This window comes from Collinsella aerofaciens, from assembly GCF_040926265.1.
GTDB lineage: Bacteria > Actinomycetota > Coriobacteriia > Coriobacteriales > Coriobacteriaceae > Collinsella > Collinsella aerofaciens_BB.
Genome location: NZ_JBCOIL010000038.1, coordinates 1 through 15,256 on the forward strand (window position 1 = coordinate 1; position 15,256 = coordinate 15,256).

At 61.1% G+C, this 15,256-nt stretch carries 12 protein-coding genes and 1 riboswitch; of the genes, 1 reads left to right on the forward strand and 11 read right to left on the reverse strand.

The window, feature by feature from the left end; translation table 11 throughout:
- The 10 genes from argJ to AB5767_RS09570 all read right to left on the reverse strand — a co-directional run.
- Positions 1-1,094 (reverse strand): bifunctional glutamate N-acetyltransferase/amino-acid acetyltransferase ArgJ (argJ, locus tag AB5767_RS09525; RefSeq protein WP_368153326.1); only part of this gene is annotated, 1,094 nt, incomplete at its 3' end.
- Positions 1,095-1,228: 134 nt separating this feature from the next.
- Positions 1,229-2,299: an N-acetyl-gamma-glutamyl-phosphate reductase gene (gene argC, locus AB5767_RS09530; RefSeq protein WP_368132200.1), complete on the reverse strand. Its 1,071-nt coding sequence runs from the start codon at positions 2,297-2,299 to the stop codon at positions 1,229-1,231.
- A 257-nt stretch (positions 2,300-2,556) separates the two neighbouring features.
- A complete protein-coding gene (locus AB5767_RS09535; protein ID WP_368132201.1) occupies positions 2,557-2,967 on the reverse strand; it encodes a pyridoxamine 5'-phosphate oxidase family protein in 411 nt (136 codons plus the stop codon).
- A 44-nt stretch (positions 2,968-3,011) separates the two neighbouring features.
- Complete coding sequence (locus AB5767_RS09540) at positions 3,012-3,458, reverse strand: pyridoxamine 5'-phosphate oxidase family protein (RefSeq protein ID WP_117648255.1); 447 nt, start codon at positions 3,456-3,458, stop codon at positions 3,012-3,014.
- Positions 3,459-3,488: 30 nt separating this feature from the next.
- Positions 3,489-4,289 (reverse strand): energy-coupling factor transporter transmembrane component T family protein, encoded by an 801-nt coding sequence (locus tag AB5767_RS09545; protein ID WP_148331918.1) that lies wholly within the window; start codon positions 4,287-4,289, stop codon positions 3,489-3,491.
- Positions 4,289-6,193 carry an energy-coupling factor transporter ATPase gene (locus AB5767_RS09550; protein WP_368132202.1) on the reverse strand — a complete coding sequence of 635 codons (1,905 nt, stop codon included), beginning with the start codon at positions 6,191-6,193 and terminating at the stop codon, positions 4,289-4,291. The genes AB5767_RS09545 and AB5767_RS09550 overlap by 1 nt, the downstream gene beginning before the upstream one ends.
- The gene (locus AB5767_RS09555; protein WP_055252299.1) at positions 6,190-6,780 is read right to left on the reverse strand and encodes an ECF transporter S component; all 591 of its coding nucleotides are present in this window, start codon (positions 6,778-6,780) and stop codon (positions 6,190-6,192) included. The genes AB5767_RS09550 and AB5767_RS09555 overlap by 4 nt, the downstream gene beginning before the upstream one ends.
- A gap of 5 nt (positions 6,781-6,785) precedes the next feature.
- Positions 6,786-6,978: riboswitch (FMN riboswitch) on the reverse strand.
- A 370-nt stretch (positions 6,979-7,348) separates the two neighbouring features.
- Complete coding sequence (groL, locus tag AB5767_RS09560; protein ID WP_006234938.1) at positions 7,349-8,986, reverse strand: chaperonin GroEL; 1,638 nt, start codon at positions 8,984-8,986, stop codon at positions 7,349-7,351.
- Between the two features lie 96 nt (positions 8,987-9,082).
- On the reverse strand, positions 9,083-9,376 hold the full coding sequence (groES, locus tag AB5767_RS09565) for a co-chaperone GroES (RefSeq protein WP_022094351.1): 294 nt from the start codon (positions 9,374-9,376) through the stop codon (positions 9,083-9,085).
- 918 nt (positions 9,377-10,294) lie between these two features.
- Positions 10,295-11,932 (reverse strand): amidohydrolase, encoded by a 1,638-nt coding sequence (locus AB5767_RS09570; protein ID WP_316364945.1) that lies wholly within the window; start codon positions 11,930-11,932, stop codon positions 10,295-10,297.
- Between the two features lie 168 nt (positions 11,933-12,100).
- On the opposite strand from AB5767_RS09570, the gene AB5767_RS09575 reads away from it, so the two are divergent.
- Complete coding sequence (locus tag AB5767_RS09575) at positions 12,101-13,564, forward strand: M20 family metallopeptidase (RefSeq protein ID WP_368132456.1); 1,464 nt, start codon at positions 12,101-12,103, stop codon at positions 13,562-13,564.
- Between the two features lie 139 nt (positions 13,565-13,703).
- Here the strand turns inward: AB5767_RS09575 and AB5767_RS09580 are convergent, their stop codons facing one another.
- On the reverse strand, positions 13,704-15,029 hold the full coding sequence (locus tag AB5767_RS09580) for a zinc-ribbon domain-containing protein (protein WP_368132457.1): 1,326 nt from the start codon (positions 15,027-15,029) through the stop codon (positions 13,704-13,706).
- Positions 15,030-15,256: the final 227 nt, after the last annotated feature.

Below are 15,256 nucleotides of genomic sequence, written 5' to 3' on the forward strand. Positions count from 1 at the left end.
GGCATGCCCATCATGTCGATGGAAACGTCTTCCTGATTAAACTTCACGCCGCACTTGCCAAGCGCCATAGCAACACGGCCCCAGTTGCAGTCGTGGCCGGCGATGCAGGTCTTAACGAGCGGCGAGTTGGCAACGGCACGGGCGGCGATATCGGCTTCCTCGTCGTTCACGGCGCCGGTAACGTTGACCGTAACAAGCTTGGATGCGCCCTCACCATCGGCGGCGATATTGCGCGCCAGGCTCTCGCACACCTCGTGCACGGCAAATGCCAACTCGCCAAAGGCATCGGAGCCCTCGACGATAGGCTCGGCATCTGCGGCAGCGGCGCCGGAGGCAAGCATGATGCAGGTGTCGTTGGTCGAGGTGTCGGAATCGACCGTTACCTTGTTAAAGGTCTGCTTGACGGTCGAGAGCAGCAGGGCATGAAGTGCCGCAGGCTCGACGGGGGCATCGGTGGTGATAACTGCAATCATGGTGGCCATGTTGGGCATGATCATGCCCGAGCCCTTGCACATTCCGCCTACCGTATAGACATTGCCCGCATGACCCGCGGCCTCACTGACGTAGGACACGGCGTACTCCTTGGAGTGCGTGTCGGTCGTCATGATGGCGCGAGCGGCATCGGCGCCACCGTGGGCTGAGAGCGCCTCGTAGGCAGCAGGAATGGCGGTCTCAAACGTGTCGATCGGCAGAATCTGCCCGATCACACCCGTGGAGGCAACCAGGATCTGTTGGGGCTCGCAGCCGATGACCTGCGATGCGATGCTGCACGTCTCGCGCGCGCATGCAAGGCCTGTCTCACCCGTGGCGGCGTTGGCATTGCCAGAGTTGACCGAAACACCGGCGATGATACCGTAGCCCTTGTCGGCACCGCCCAGGTTGGCACGGCTCACCTGCACGGGCGCCGCGCAAAAGCGATTGATGGTAAACACGCCGGCACCGGGACAGGGCTTATCGGGCACGACGAGCGCATAGTCCAAGCGCTCGGGATTCTTCCGGAATCCCGCATGGATGCCTGCGGCCTTAAAGCCGGCAGCTGCCGTAACGCCACCCTCGACGGCGCGAATCTTGATATCAATCAGGTCGGTATTCATCGTCTTTATGACTCCTTATATCAAACAAAAAACGGGCATCGGTTGGTGCGCCATGCCAGTCGTGATCATGAGACCAGCTTAAGAGTGGCGCCCCACTCGATGCCCGACTACCAAATCGTTAACAATCGAATGTGCTACACCGGGCACGCCACTGTGGGCAAGCCTCGTCGCTCGTCAAAGCCAAAGACGATATTGGCGCACTGGACCGCTTGGCCCGCAGCGCCCTTGCACAGATTGTCAATGGCGCCCGTCGCCACCAGCACGCCCGCGCGCTTGTTGAGCGCGAGGCCAATCTGGGCGGCGTTGGTTCCGACGACCGAAGCCGTCTTGGGCTGCTGGCCGGCGTCGAGCACGCGCACAAAGGTGCGTCCAGCGTAGAACTGCTTGTAATAGTCGACGACATCCTCAAGAGCCAGGGAGTCGATGGCCTGCGGCGTGAGCGGCAGCGTCACCGTGGAGAGCAGGCCGCGCTTGAGCGGTGCCAGGTGCGGGGTAAAAACGACGCGATCGGTTAGACCGAGGATTTGCTCGATTTCGGGCGTGTGACGATGCTTGCCCACGCCGTAGGCCTCCAAATTCTCGTCGGCGCTGCAAAAATGCGTACGAGCGTTGCAGGACTTGCCGGCACCCGTCACACCGCTGATGGCATCGACAATCACGGGACCGTTCTCGGCCACCCAGCCCGCACGCACGGCAGGAGCGGCAGCAAGGCTCGTTGCGGTGGGATAGCAGCCGGCGCAGGCGACCAACACGGGCCTGCCAGCAGCATGGCTGGAAGCAGCGGTCTCCAAGTCCTGGCAGAACAGCTCGGGCAGGCCGAAGGCACGTGTCTTGAGTAGCTCGGGGCTCGTGTGCTCGGCGGCATACCATGCCTCAAACACGGCCGGATCGCTCAGGCGGTAATCGGCCGAAAGATCAAAGCAGGAAACGTCTGCGGCAAGCAGGGCGGGCACCTGCGCCATGGCGGCGGTGTGCGGCACGGCAAGAAAAACCGCATCGCAGCTCTTGAGCTCGGGCGCGTCATGCGTGGTGAAAACCAGATCGCTCGCGCCAGCAAAGCTCGGATACACCGCGGACAGCGGCTGGCCGGCATCGGCGTTGGACGTAATGGCAACAAGTTCAAACTCGGGATGACCGAGCACGAGGCGAATGAGCTCGGCTCCGGCATATCCAGCCGCGCCGACGATTCCAACCTTCAAAGACATATCAGACTCCTTGTCTGCGATTTATGCACCGATGCGCATTTCGCAGCGGTTGTTATGAAGTGGGTTGAAACTTTAGCACCAAAAGATGCATAAATACGTAAATGGCTTGCATATTCATGCATTGAAACATTCCCGACACATTCGCTTGAAGGAATTGACAAATGGAGCGGGCCCCGTATTGACCGGCGCTCCTAACGGCGCCGGGCAATACGGGGCCCGCGCATGCGAAAACCAAGTTGTTAGGATGAGCCAGCTGGCTAGAGCTCGACCGGCACCCATTCGTCGTGATTGCAGATAAAAGCCTCGGGATCCTCGACGCTAAAGAAGACGAGCGCGGGGTCGTTAGGCCCCTCATAGTGCTCGCTCAAGCGCTCAAGATGTTTCCAACCGGCCTCGCGCATTTCACTCGAAGCCCGGTCTTCCAGCCCCGCACGCCCGCGCAGAATCAACCAACCATGGCCCGGCCACCAACTCGTGGCCTCAAAGCGCTGATTTTGCAGCAGCTCCTGCCACACATCTTTGGTGCGCGCCGTTACAAACCACAGTTTGCCGTCCTGAATCTGTGCAAACGAGAACGGACGCACATGTGGCTGTCCGTCCACGCTCGTCGCCAGATACCACGCCGGCACCGACGTCAGATACTCCAAAACCGTATTCAATCCGTCCACGTTTCCTCCTGTACTAGCTAGTTTGGGAACCTGGTTTGTGCGAGCTAGAGCTCCAGGCGCTCCTCGCTGCCGTCGATATCACAGAAGCGCGCGGCAATGTTGCGGACCGAAAAGAAAGCAAGGCGGCCGTCGTTGGCACTCTCGTGTTCCTCGCCAATGCCCACCATGTGCTTAAAACCCGCTTGACGCACCTTGTCGCTCGCAACTGCGTCGTCCTCAAGTGCGGCCTCGCCGGTCAACACGATCCAGCACTCCCCCGGCTTCCAGCCCGAGAGTTCAAACTTGGGATTCGCGCTCAGCTCCGCCCACACATCCTTGTCGCGCGACGTGCAAAACCACAACTTACCGTCATCGACCATGGCAAACGAAAACGGCCTCACGCGAGGCTGATGCCCGTCGGCCACATCGGTCGTGGCCAGATACCACGCCGGAATGCGCCTGAGATACGAACAGGCGCGCTCAAGCTGAGCCGTGCGGTCGTTGTCGGTCATAGGGACCCCTTTCTTGCGCTCGAATCGCGCCTAAACAAGTTGAAGATTGATGACGATGACGCAGATGAGCAGCAACGCCGTCACCACCGCCGCCAACGCATCGCCGCGGCCAAATGCAAGCGCATGCAGGCGCGTGCGGCCCTGCTCGCCGTGATAGCAGCGTGCATCCATGGCAGCAGACAGCGTCTCGGCATGGCGGAACACGCCGGTGAACAGCGGAATCGCCACACTGCCGAGCATACGCACGCCGCCGAGCGGGCCCCCCGTCACGCGCGCACCGCGGCTCGCCTGCGCGTCCGCCGTCTGCTTCATCTCGGTGGCAAACTGCGGCATAAAGCGCAACGCGATACCCATGATCATGCCGAGCTCGTGCGCAGGAAGTCCCACACGCGCAAACGGTGCGAGCAGGCGCTCAAAGCCCGCGGTGAGGTCGAGCGTCGGCGTGGTGAGCGTGATAGCGCTCATACCGGCCATCATCAAGGTCAGGCGGCACGCCATAAAGGCGGCGGAATGCAGCGAGCCCTCGCTTATCTGCAAAAAGCCGAGCTGCCACAGAATGCGCCCGCTCTGGTCGGTAAACAAGTTGAGCACCGCGACCACGACGACGATTGCCAGCAGCGGCGCCATCGACGACAGAACGCGACGAACCGGCACCCGAGACACGGCATAGATCAGCACGACAAACATTGCGACAGGGGCCAGTCCGCGGAAGCCTCCGACGGTCAGCGTCGTGATCAGAAACACAAAGCCCAAGAGCAACTTAGTTCGCGGGTCCAGGCGGTGGATCGCACTATCGCCGGGATAGTAGCTGCCAAACGAAAACGCCTCCATTAGCAGCCCTTCTCTCGCGCGACCGTCTTGAATTTAGCAATGTCCGCGACGTTAGAAGGACCGCCCGAGCAACCGATTAGCAGGTCCACCAACTCGTCTGTCAGCGACTCAACCGTATAGAGGCCGTCAAAGCGCAGCGGCACGCCCGCCTCCGTAAGCGCCAGCGCCATACGCTGGGCGGCGGGAACGCCCAAGCCGATTGATTTAAGCTCATCGGCATGCGCAAAAACCTGAGCGGGCGTGCCCTCGGCAAACACCGCGCCCTCGTTCATCACGACAATACGGTCGCAGCAATTGGCCAGGTCATCCATACTATGCGAAACCATGACAACGGTCAGGCCATCGCGGTGAAGTCGATCGATAAGCTCAAGGAAATCCCTGCGCGCAGCCGGATCGAGCCCCGCCATGGGCTCATCGAGCACCAGGACTTCGGGCTCCATGGCGAGCACGCCGGCGAATGCCACACGCCGTTGCTGACCGCCCGAAAGCTCAAAGGGACTCTTGTCGCCGACCGTGGAAAGGTCGAGGCCCACGCGTGAGAGCGATGACTCGATACGACGGTCGACTTCATCTTGCGGCAAGCCAAGGTTATGCGGACCAAACGCCACGTCCTGCGCCACGGTTTCGGCAAACAGCTGACGCTCAGGATATTGAAACACCACGCCGACCTTGGCCTTAACCGCGGCGGCGTCTTTCTTGTTTGACAGATCGAGCCCCAGCGCGCGAACGGATCCCTCCTGGGGGCGAATCAAACCGTTGAGATGCTGGACCAGCGTCGACTTACCCGAACCGGTATGACCTGCCAAGCCCAGGAACTCGCCGCGACGCACCGTCAGCGATACATCGCGCAGCGCCCACGGGCTGCTTGGGTCGTTTCCCCAGAGAGCCTGTTTGCTCGATTTGCCCGCAGTGGCCGAGCGCTTATGCCAGCGGCGGCGCTCGCGCGGACTGAGCGAATAACTGTACGAAACATGGGATAGCTCGATGACGGGCTCCGACGCGTTGCCCTCGTTGTCTACCGGAACAGTGCCGTCAGCGATTTCCGACTGGGATACGGAAGACTGCCCCGCGATGCCTGCCCCACTTCGCTCGGCATAAGCCTGCGCAATCTCGGCGACCATATCCGCCTCACGTACCTGCGCGCAAACGGGCACGCCCTCCGCACGAAGTGCCATGCCCAAACGGCACGACTCTGGCATGTCAAGGTTGAGCTGAACGAGTTCATTCGCCCGCGTCAGAATCTCATCGGGCGTGCCCAGCATGGCAACTCGTCCCGTCTGAAACACGGCGACACGATCGGCCTCGGCAGCCTCCTCCATAAAGTGCGTAATCATCACGATGGTCATGCCGCGAGCGTGCAACGCGCGGCAAGCCTTCATGAGGCCCTTGCGTCCACGCGGATCGAGCATCGAGGAAGCCTCGTCCAATATGAGCACGCGCGGTTCCATGGCGAGCACGCCGGCAAGCGCCACGCGCTGCTTTTGGCCGCCCGAAAGCGCATGGGTCTCGTGGCGCTCAAAGCCCACCAGGCCCACACCCTTCAGCGCCTCGCGTAAGCGCTGCGCAATTTGCGCCGATGGCACGCCAAGGTTTTCGGGACCAAACGCAACGTCATCTTCGACAAGCGTTGCCACCAGCTGGTCGTCGGGATTCTGGAATACCATGCCCGCGGTCGAACGAATGTCGTAGACCAGCTCGGGGTCGGACGCATCCATGCCGTTGATGCGTACCGTGCCCGCATCGGGCTGCAACAGCGCATTCAGATGCTTGGCAAACGTCGACTTGCCCGACCCATTGCCACCGAGGATGCAGAAAAACTCGCCGTCCTCGATATTCAGATCGACGCCGTCGAGCGCCGGTACGGCACCGTCATAGCTAAAGGAAACGCCCCGACACTCAATCATGCGCGGCCTTTGACCTGGTCCTTTTTAGGCGTGATGAGGTTGGAGACCGCTTTATACACCGCCAGTGTCAACACCGAGTTAAGCACGGTCTTGATAAGGTTGAACGGCAGCACGGCAGGAATCATGAGCGGGGCGATCACATCGACCGAGCCATACCAGAACCATACGCCAATGGTAAGGTTTGCGACCATAGACAACGCCGTAGCGGCAATAACGCCGAGCACCAGGCCAATCACGGCACCCTTATAGGTATGCATCTTCTGATAGACGATAGCCGCAGGCAGAATGTAGCCCAGCGTGGCAACCAGGTTCATAAGCGCGCCGACCCAGTCACCCGTGGTGAGCGCATGGATAACGATAGCCATAGCGGCAACAGCAGTGCCGGCGCCAGGACCATACGCAAACCCGCACACCATCGCCGGTACCAGCGACGGGTCATACGTCAAAAACGGCGCCGAAGGAAGGATAGGCAGCTGCACGTACATAAACAGGGCGCCCAAGGCGCACATCAACGCCATGGTAACGAGCTGTTTGGTGCTCCACCTATTCGTGTTCTCAAAATGGATATGCTGCGACTGTTCAGACATAAGATCACCTGCCTCTTTCATCCGGACTCTAACCGTTGGTACTGGGATCTCACCAGTTCAGCCGGCATGCGAACCAACACACGCACGGGTCGCGGACTCATCGGCTCGGTCGCAGACACCTCGCCTGCGCCACGGCGTCCCTTTGACACCGCCCGATTTACCGCCAGTGGGGAATTCCACCCCGCCCTGAAACAGCAATTGCAAGTGTAGCACGAGCAGGTTCTCGCGCAAGTATGCCAAGGGTAATTTGTGGCGGAGATCAGTTGCCAAAGCAACCACGTCCCCCACCCATCCCAAAGCAACGCGCCTTTCGCGCAAAGCGCGAAACAGCGAAGGGGACACGTATCCCTATCGACCACATCCTTCTCCGCCCGCCGGCCTCAAGGCCGTAAACGCAGGGAATCCGGGGGCGGGACGGGGACTTCTCTCCGGAATATTCCGCAGGACGCAAAGAGGCTCCGCAGCGCGAAGCGCGATGCGGAGCCTCTTTGCATGTCCGAGGACGTTCCGGAGAGAAGTCCCCGTCCCGCCCCCGGATTCCCGGTGGGAGTTCTAGACCTTGTCGGCCTTAGTACATACCGCCGCCCTGCTGACCAGCGGTAGCAGCAGCGATTGCGTCCTCAAGCTGAGTGTTCTTGGGCACATCGGAGACGGTGGCCTCGGTGATGAGGATCAGGCTGGCGACAGAAGCAGCGTTCTGCAGGGTGACGCGGCTGACCTTGACGGGGTCGAGGACGCCCATCTCGATCATGTCGCCCCACTCGCCGTTGGCAGAGTTGAGACCCTGGCCGGCGGGCAGCTCGGCGACCTTGTCGACCACGACAGCGCCCTCAAAGCCAGCGTTCTTGGCGATGGTGGCGACCGGAGCGGTCAGAGCCTTCTTGACGATGTCGACGCCGATCTTCTCCTCGGGGTCATCGATCTCGACGGCATCGAGCGCAGGAGCAGCGTCCATGAAGGCGACGCCGCCGCCAGCGACAATGCCCTCCTCGACAGCAGCGCGGGTGGCCTGCAGGGCGTCCTCGACGCGATGTTTGATCTCCTTGAGCTCGGACTCGGTAGCAGCGCCGACCTTGATGACGGCAACGCCACCGGAGAGCTTGGCCAGGCGCTCCTGGAGCTTCTCACGGTCGAAGTCAGAGGTGGTGTTCTCCATCTCGCCCTTAATCTGAGCGATACGGGCGTCGATGGCCTCCTTGGAGCCAGCGCCGCCGACGACGACGGTGTTGTCCTTAGAGATGGTGACGGACTTAGCGGTACCGAGCATATCGGCGGTGATGTCAGCGACCTTCACGCCCAACTCGTCCAGGGCAGCCTGGCCACCGGTGAGGACGGCGATGTCCTCGAGAATGCGCTTGCGGCGATCGCCGTAGCCCGGGGCCTTGACGGCGCAGACGTTGAGGGCGCCACGGATCTTGTTGAGGACCAGGGTAGGCAGAGCTTCGCCGTCGATGTCCTCAGCGATGATGAGCAGGCCACGGCCAGCGCGCTGGACAGCCTCGAGAACGGGCATGATGTCCTGAACGCTGGAGATCTTCTGGTCGGTGATGAGGATGTACGGATCCTTCATCACGGCCTCCATGCGGTCGTTATCCGTGACGAAGTAAGCGGAGACATAGCCCTTGTCGAACTGCATGCCCTCGACGGTGTCGATGGTGATGTCGAACGTCTGGGAATCCTCGACGGTGATGACGCCGTCCTTGCCCACGACCTCCATGGCCTCGGCGATCTTCTCGCCGACCTCGGGGTCACCGGCGGAGATGGTACCGACGGAAGCGATCTGCTCCTTGGTCTCGACCGGCTTGGCCTGCTTCTTCATCTCGGCGACGGCGGCGTTGACGGCCTTATCGATGCCGCGACGGATGGCCAGCGGGTTGGCGCCAGCGGCGACGTTACGCAGGCCGTCGTTGACGATGGCCTGGGCGAGCAGGGTTGCGGTGGTGGTGCCGTCACCCACGGTGTCGTTGGTCTTGGTGGCGACCTCCTTCACCAGCTGAGCGCCCATGTTCTCGATGTTGTCCTCGAGCTCGATCTCCTTGGCGACAGAAACGCCGTCGTTGGTGATGGTCGGGGCACCGAACGTGCGCTGCAGCGCAACGTAGCGACCCTTGGGGCCCATGGTGACGGTAACGGCGTCGGCCAGAGTGTTGACGCCCTTGGCAAGCTTAGCGCGGGCATCGGTGTTGAACGTAATGTTCTTTGCCATGGTAGGTAATCCTCCAAAAGAAATGTGACTCGCGTCGCCGCTTCCGAGTCCTATGCGGCGGGCGCGTTCAAAGACGAATCAGAGATTCTGACGAGACTAGGCCTCGACGACAGCGTAGATGTCGTCGGCGCGCATCAGCAGATACTTCTCGCCGTCGACCTTGACCTCGTTGCCACCGAACTTACCGTAGATGACAACGTCGCCAACCTTGACGTCCATGGGGATGCGCTCACCCTTGTCGTTGACCTTGCCGGCGCCCACGGCAACGATGGTGCCGCGCTGCGGCTTCTCCTGAGCGTTGCTGGCGATGTACAGACCAGAAGCGGTCTTCTGCTCGGCCTCGTCGGGCTTGACCAGAACACGATCTGCAAGCGGCTTCAAAGACGACATGCTTGTCTCCTCCTTTTTGGGCCGCGCGGTTATACCACGCGAATTAACCCTTTTTGTTTGCGTACGCGTTGAATGGTACCCACGAATGGCGGGTTATACAACACGGAGTCAAAAAATCTTATTTTTTGGCACTTAGATTTTCTGAATGCCGGGGGATAACTTAGCGGTGGCTCCCGTGTGGCTCCGGAGGGGCGGGGCATAAGGTTTCCTGCTCGGGCAGTCCTGCTCGCACGAAGGCCACATTAAGCGGCTTTCGGCTCGTGCGGAACTCGCGATAAACCTTATGCCCCGCCCCTCCGGAGCCACACGGGAGGCAGGTTAACTAATTCGAGCCCGGCATTCAGAAAAGTCAGTGCAGCAAAATGGCGATGCGGATAGCGACATGGGCATGGTTTTCGTTGCGTGCACGGGTCCCCTGGGGAGCACCGTGCATTTTTGGGAGTATTCAGCAAGCCAGGACGGCTGCATACACGCCGGACACACCATATTGGTCCCAAGGACGTCTTCGACCGGCGATTTGAGTCGGCAGGCAAACCCCGCCAGGACAAAAAGGCATGCTTCGCGCCGTACCGGAGCCCAAAATGACGTCAATCTCCGCAACGTTACTCAGCCGCAGCGGCACCGGCAGAGCTCGCGGTGCTGAATACTCCGTTTTTTGCACGGCACGGGCGGGGGTACATCAGGATCAGGAAGGACATCCCAGCCTTTTTATGCAATCTGTAATGGGAAGTATGCAAAACACCAAGAGATAGCATTGCTGGTGTCCAAATTGAGCGCGGGGCAGCAGCACCTCCGCCCCGCACCCAAATCCAACAGAGCAGGGACGCTCATGGCGGATCCCCACCAAAACGCAAACGCGGCTCGAGCGCTATCCCAAAAAGGCTGCCCGAGCCGCGCATAACGGTACGGCATGAATACTTAGCGCTCGTAAATCAAGTTACCTGCCAGGTAGGTGGTCTGAACCTTGGTAGCCTGGAGCTCTTGGGGGTCGATGGTGAGCGGGTTTTGGTCCAGGACTACCAGGTCGGCATACTTGCCGGGCTCCAAGCTGCCGAGGTTTTGCTCGTCGCCCGCTGCATAGGCGCTGCCCAGGGTGTAGTTGCGCAGGGCTGTTGCTGCATCGATGCGCTCGCTCGGTAACCAGCCGCCCTCGGGCCAGTGGCTTTTGGGATCCTGGCGCGTGATAGCCGTGTAGAGCACGTTCATGCTTGTAACAGCTGTGATGGGGCTATCGGTGCCGAAGGCTTGGCGGATGCCGCGCTGCTTATAGGTCGCAAACGGCCACATGATGCGGCTGCGTTCCAGGCCCAGATCGCGCTCGGGGCCGCCCGGGTCGAGTGTAATGTGACAGGGCTGGCTCGAGGCAACGACGTTAAGCTTGCGTAGACGATCGATGTCCTCGGGCAAGAGGTTCTCCAGGTGCTCGAGCGTGTTATGGCCGTGCTGGGGCAGGCCGTACAGGTCGGCGGCCTCCTCGAAGATATCCAGCGCGGCATGAATCGCACCGTCGCCGATGACGTGGATGCGCACGGTATGGCCGCGCTCCGCGGCCGCCAGAACCAGCTTGCGCATGCGCTCGGCAGGAACCGTCAGGCGACCTTGATCGCCCGGGAAGCGCGGGTTGGTATAGGGCTCGGTGAGATAGGCCGTGTGTTCGCTCGACACGCCGTCGAAGAACTGTTTAAAGCCTGGCGCCGAGAGCAGCGCGTTGTTCGCGTAACGTACCTGCAGCTCTTCCAAGCGCGATTGGTCATCCAGCAGCGTGGGAAACAAATGGGCTCGGATGCCCAACTTGCCGGCTGCCTGCAGTTTGTCGTAGACGTCGTCGCGGATAAAATCGCAGCCCGGCATGGGCATGAGCGACATATCGCATATCGAGGTGATGCCCTGCTCGGCCATCCGCCTCATTTGATCGGCGTAAGCGCTTGCGATGCGATCCTCGCCCAGCCACTCAAGGCAGCGCGGTAGCAGCTGCATGGCAGCCGCCTCGTGAGCAATACCCGTGAGCTCGCCGTTTGCGTCCTTGTCGTAGCTACCGCCCGCTGGTGGCTCGCTGTCGCGCGTGACGCCGAGTGCATCGAGTGCGCGGCTGTTGAGCCACAGCGTGTGCCCGTCGCCCGAATACATAACACAGGGACGATCGGGGAATGCCACATCGAGCGACGCCTTGGTAGGATGCTCGGGCGGGTCCCAACGGTAGTCGCGCCAGCCCTGCGTCACAACCCAAGCGTCGTCGGGCAGGTCCTGGGAAAACTCGAGCGCATGTTGCACCAGCGCCGCCTCGGACGTGCCCATATCCATGAGCATGTACGGCGAGGAACCGACCGAGGTATGGAAGAAGTGCAGATGAGCGTCATGGAAACCGGGGCAGACAAACTGCTCGCCGTAGTCGATAACCGACGTAGCGGCAGGAGCGGCGGCGATCACGTCATCGGGCGCACCGACTGCGACGATACGGTCGCCTGCGATGGCAATCGCCAGCTCGCGGGTGGTATCGATGCCGTCTTGCGCGGTAAAGACGTTCTTGGAGCGGATAATCCGATCGATATGTTGCATGGGCATCCCCATCTCTGGCAGAAAATTCAACACCCCCGAGTGTACTCCCCCGCCCTTGTAACAAAACCCCAAGCGGCAAACGGCAACTTTACCAGCCCTAGCGGCAGGTGGCATACTGGAGAGAGCCTGTACGATTTTGCGATCAACCCAGCAAGGAGCAAATCGACCATGACGAAGACCAAGGCACAGCAGATTATGGCGGCGACCGAGGCTCGCGCGGCTGACGACGTCACCGCGGCCATCCAAGATATCGCTACCGAGTTTGAACCATATATCATCAAGCAGCGCCGGCACTTCCATAAGCACCCGGAGCTGAGCCTCGCCGAGGAGCGCACGACCTCCGACATCGCCAACCAGCTCGACGCCATGAATATCCCCAACGAGCGTCCCCTTAAGACGGGCCTGGTGGCAACGCTTCGCGGCACCGCGCCCGACGCCTATCGCGAGGACGGCACGCCACGCCGCCGCATCCTGCTGCGCGCCGATATCGACGCCCTGCCCGTTACCGAGCAGACTGGCGAGGAGTTCGCCAGCGTCAACGAGGGCTGTATGCACGCCTGCGGCCACGACTGCCATATCGCCATGATGCTCGGCACGCTGCAAATCCTGCGCCATATGACCGACGACATCCACGGCGAGGTCCGCATCGCCTTCCAGCCCAGCGAGGAAAACGGCCAGGGCGCCAAGCTCATGATCGGCACGGGTGTGCTCGACGGCGTCGATGGCGCCTACGCCGCGCACATCTGGAGCGAGGTCGACGCCGGCACCGTGAGCTGCGAGCCCGGACCGCGCATGGCCAATACCGACTGGTTCCGTATCGACGTACGCGGCACCTCGTGCCACGGCGCCATGCCCCAGCGCGGTCACGACGCCGTTATGGTGGCCGCAGAGATCGTCAACGCCCTGCAGACCATCGTCTCGCGCGAGATCAGCCCCTACGAGCCGGCTGTCATCACCGTCGGCGAGCTGCACGGCGGCACCGCACGCAACGTTATCGCCGGCACGGCCTACCTCGCCGGCACGGTGCGCACCTACGGCGATTCGACCCACGAGGAAATGCCGGAGCTCATGCGCCGCATCGTGGAGCATACCGCGGCCGCCTTGGGCGCCGAGGCAGAGCTCACCGACTACACCATCGCCAACTACAAGGTCGAAAACGACGCGGCCTCGAGCGAGCGCTGCCGTCAGGCTGTAATTAAGTGTCTGGGCCCCGCCGGCCAAGGCCATTATCGCGGCACGCTTTCGGGCGAGGATTTTTCGGAGTACCTGCGTCGCGTACCGGGCGTGCTCGCCTTTGTAGGTACGCGCAACCCCAAGATTGGCGCCACGTACGCCCAACATTCCTGCTTCTACAAGATCGACGAGACCGTGCTGGCAAAGGGCTCCATGGTGGCCGCCCAGTATGCTATCGACTTTTTGGCCGAGCCCACGCAAGAGGAGCTCGACGGCCCCGCGATTACCGCGGTCGCCGAAACCAACCCCGATCTGGCCGCCAAGTTGCGCTCTGCCAAGGCGACGACCGCCGAGGCTCGCGACGCCATCCATGATGCCCGAACGGCTCGCCATGCCGCGATCAAGGGCATCCACGACGCACGCGCTGCTGTACGCCGTGAGGAGAAGCACGACGAGTAATCGATTCGCTGGCATCTCGCAGTCATAGCCACATCGCGATGTCAAAGCGGGGGCGGACGTTTCGACACGTCCGCCCCGCTCATTCTTCAAGCGCTATTTCTACTATTTCTACCCCGTCCCCAAATGGCAGACGGCATGACTACTCGTCCTGAGGTTCCTCGTCGGAGCTTGGCTCGGACGCCGACTCAGGTGCAGGTGCCGGCTCAGGCTCAGGCTCAGGCGCAGGCTCAAGCTCAGATGCCGTCTCAGACTCGGGCGCCGGTTCAGGCTCGGGCGCCGGCTCAGGCTCGGTCGCGGGAGCGGGTGCAGGTGCCGGCTCAGGCTTGGGCTCGGGCTCAGGCGCGACATCCGGAGAGCTGTAACCCGAGGGAGCGGACTTCTTCTCGAAGGGCAATACAAAAGTCAGGACGTCGTCCTTATCCTCATCGGCCCACTCGCTTGCATAGCGTGCGGCCCAATAGCCAACGGCACGGTGCTTGAGCATCTTGCCAAAGACCGTAAGAAATACGGTGACGAAAGCGACCAGCACCAAGAACAGCGCGAGCGTGACGCCACCGCCGGTAACAATTGCCTCAATACCCGTAGGACGATAGTAGTAGCTATACATACCGACAGAGGCAATGGCGCCAAAGACGACCGTCAAGATCCATGTGACAACGTTGGCGACCAGGCCCGTCAAAAACTCGGGAAGGAACGAAGCACAGAACAGCTTGGTCTTGTTGTGCTTAAACGCCGCCCAGACCTTATCGAGCGAAAACGCGCTCTCGACACGCCCGGTCACCGCAAAGTGCATCACGGCGATGTCGGCGAACATCTTAAAGAAGACACCCAGAATCGCCGAGGCAATTAGCGCCAGGACAAGCAGGCCGAGCGAACCGAACAGCGCAGCCTCGAGCGCATAAGAGCCGTAATAAGAATACGAGCCCGCGGCGCCAATTACCACGCCCTCCACCAGCGAAAGCACTACACCGATAACGGGAATGGCAGCGATAACCTCGAGCACGACCGAAATAACGCTCGAAAAGACTCCGAGACCAAACGACGTGGAACGCATCAGCGGACGATCCATGCCGTCATCGATCTTAAGCGACAGATCGCGACCCCACTCGATGCCAAAGCCGGAACCGCACACGCTCGCAATGCAAGCTGCCAAAAAGCCGATGGCAGCCGCAATGCCGCCAATAACGGGAATAAACAACACGAGCACTGACACAACGCAAATCAGCGCCGGCAAAAACGCGATTTGGCATACACGCTGAAGCACGCCCGGAGTCTTGGTCATATCTTGGAACGCCTGAGCCACACAGCCCTTTGGCGCATTCGCCACGGGCGGTTGCGGAACAAACTGCTGGGGCTGAGGCTGTCCCTGGGGAGCGGGGCCAGCGGCACCGGCATTAGGAGCACCACACACGCCGCAGAACTTGTCGTTATCGCCCATGGGGGCGCCGCACTGCGAGCAGAACATAGAATCATCCCTTCGTATCTTGAACGAATCACTTGGATCGCAAACGTTGTCTTTAGCATCATTATTGCCCAATGTGGGGTCAAATACTCAAAGATGACCGATTTGCATGGTACACGGCGCCAGCAGGCGGTTCGTTGAATACGTCTGTGCTAGTTCGTTCCGCGGAAGCCCTTGCCGACGATCTCGGAGCTGTCGACAATCGTGATAAAGGCACCCGGATCGACTTC

Excerpts from the sequence above, each read along its gene's own strand:
- argC (WP_368132200.1), bottom strand. The coding sequence starts at position 2,299 with ATGTCTTTGAAGGTTGGAATCGTCGGCGCGGCTGGATATGCCGGAGCC.
- AB5767_RS09540 (WP_117648255.1), bottom strand. The coding sequence starts at position 3,458 with ATGACCGACAACGACCGCACGGCTCAGCTTGAGCGCGCCTGTTCGTAT.
- AB5767_RS09545 (WP_148331918.1), bottom strand. The coding sequence starts at position 4,289 with ATGGAGGCGTTTTCGTTTGGCAGCTACTATCCCGGCGATAGTGCGATC.
- AB5767_RS09550 (WP_368132202.1), bottom strand. The coding sequence starts at position 6,193 with ATGATTGAGTGTCGGGGCGTTTCCTTTAGCTATGACGGTGCCGTACCG.
- AB5767_RS09555 (WP_055252299.1), bottom strand. The coding sequence starts at position 6,780 with ATGTCTGAACAGTCGCAGCATATCCATTTTGAGAACACGAATAGGTGG.
- groL (WP_006234938.1), bottom strand. The coding sequence starts at position 8,986 with ATGGCAAAGAACATTACGTTCAACACCGATGCCCGCGCTAAGCTTGCC.
- groES (WP_022094351.1), bottom strand. The coding sequence starts at position 9,376 with ATGTCGTCTTTGAAGCCGCTTGCAGATCGTGTTCTGGTCAAGCCCGAC.
- AB5767_RS09570 (WP_316364945.1), bottom strand. The coding sequence starts at position 11,932 with ATGCAACATATCGATCGGATTATCCGCTCCAAGAACGTCTTTACCGCG.
- AB5767_RS09575 (WP_368132456.1), top strand. The coding sequence starts at position 12,101 with ATGACGAAGACCAAGGCACAGCAGATTATGGCGGCGACCGAGGCTCGC.
- AB5767_RS09580 (WP_368132457.1), bottom strand. The coding sequence starts at position 15,029 with ATGTTCTGCTCGCAGTGCGGCGCCCCCATGGGCGATAACGACAAGTTC.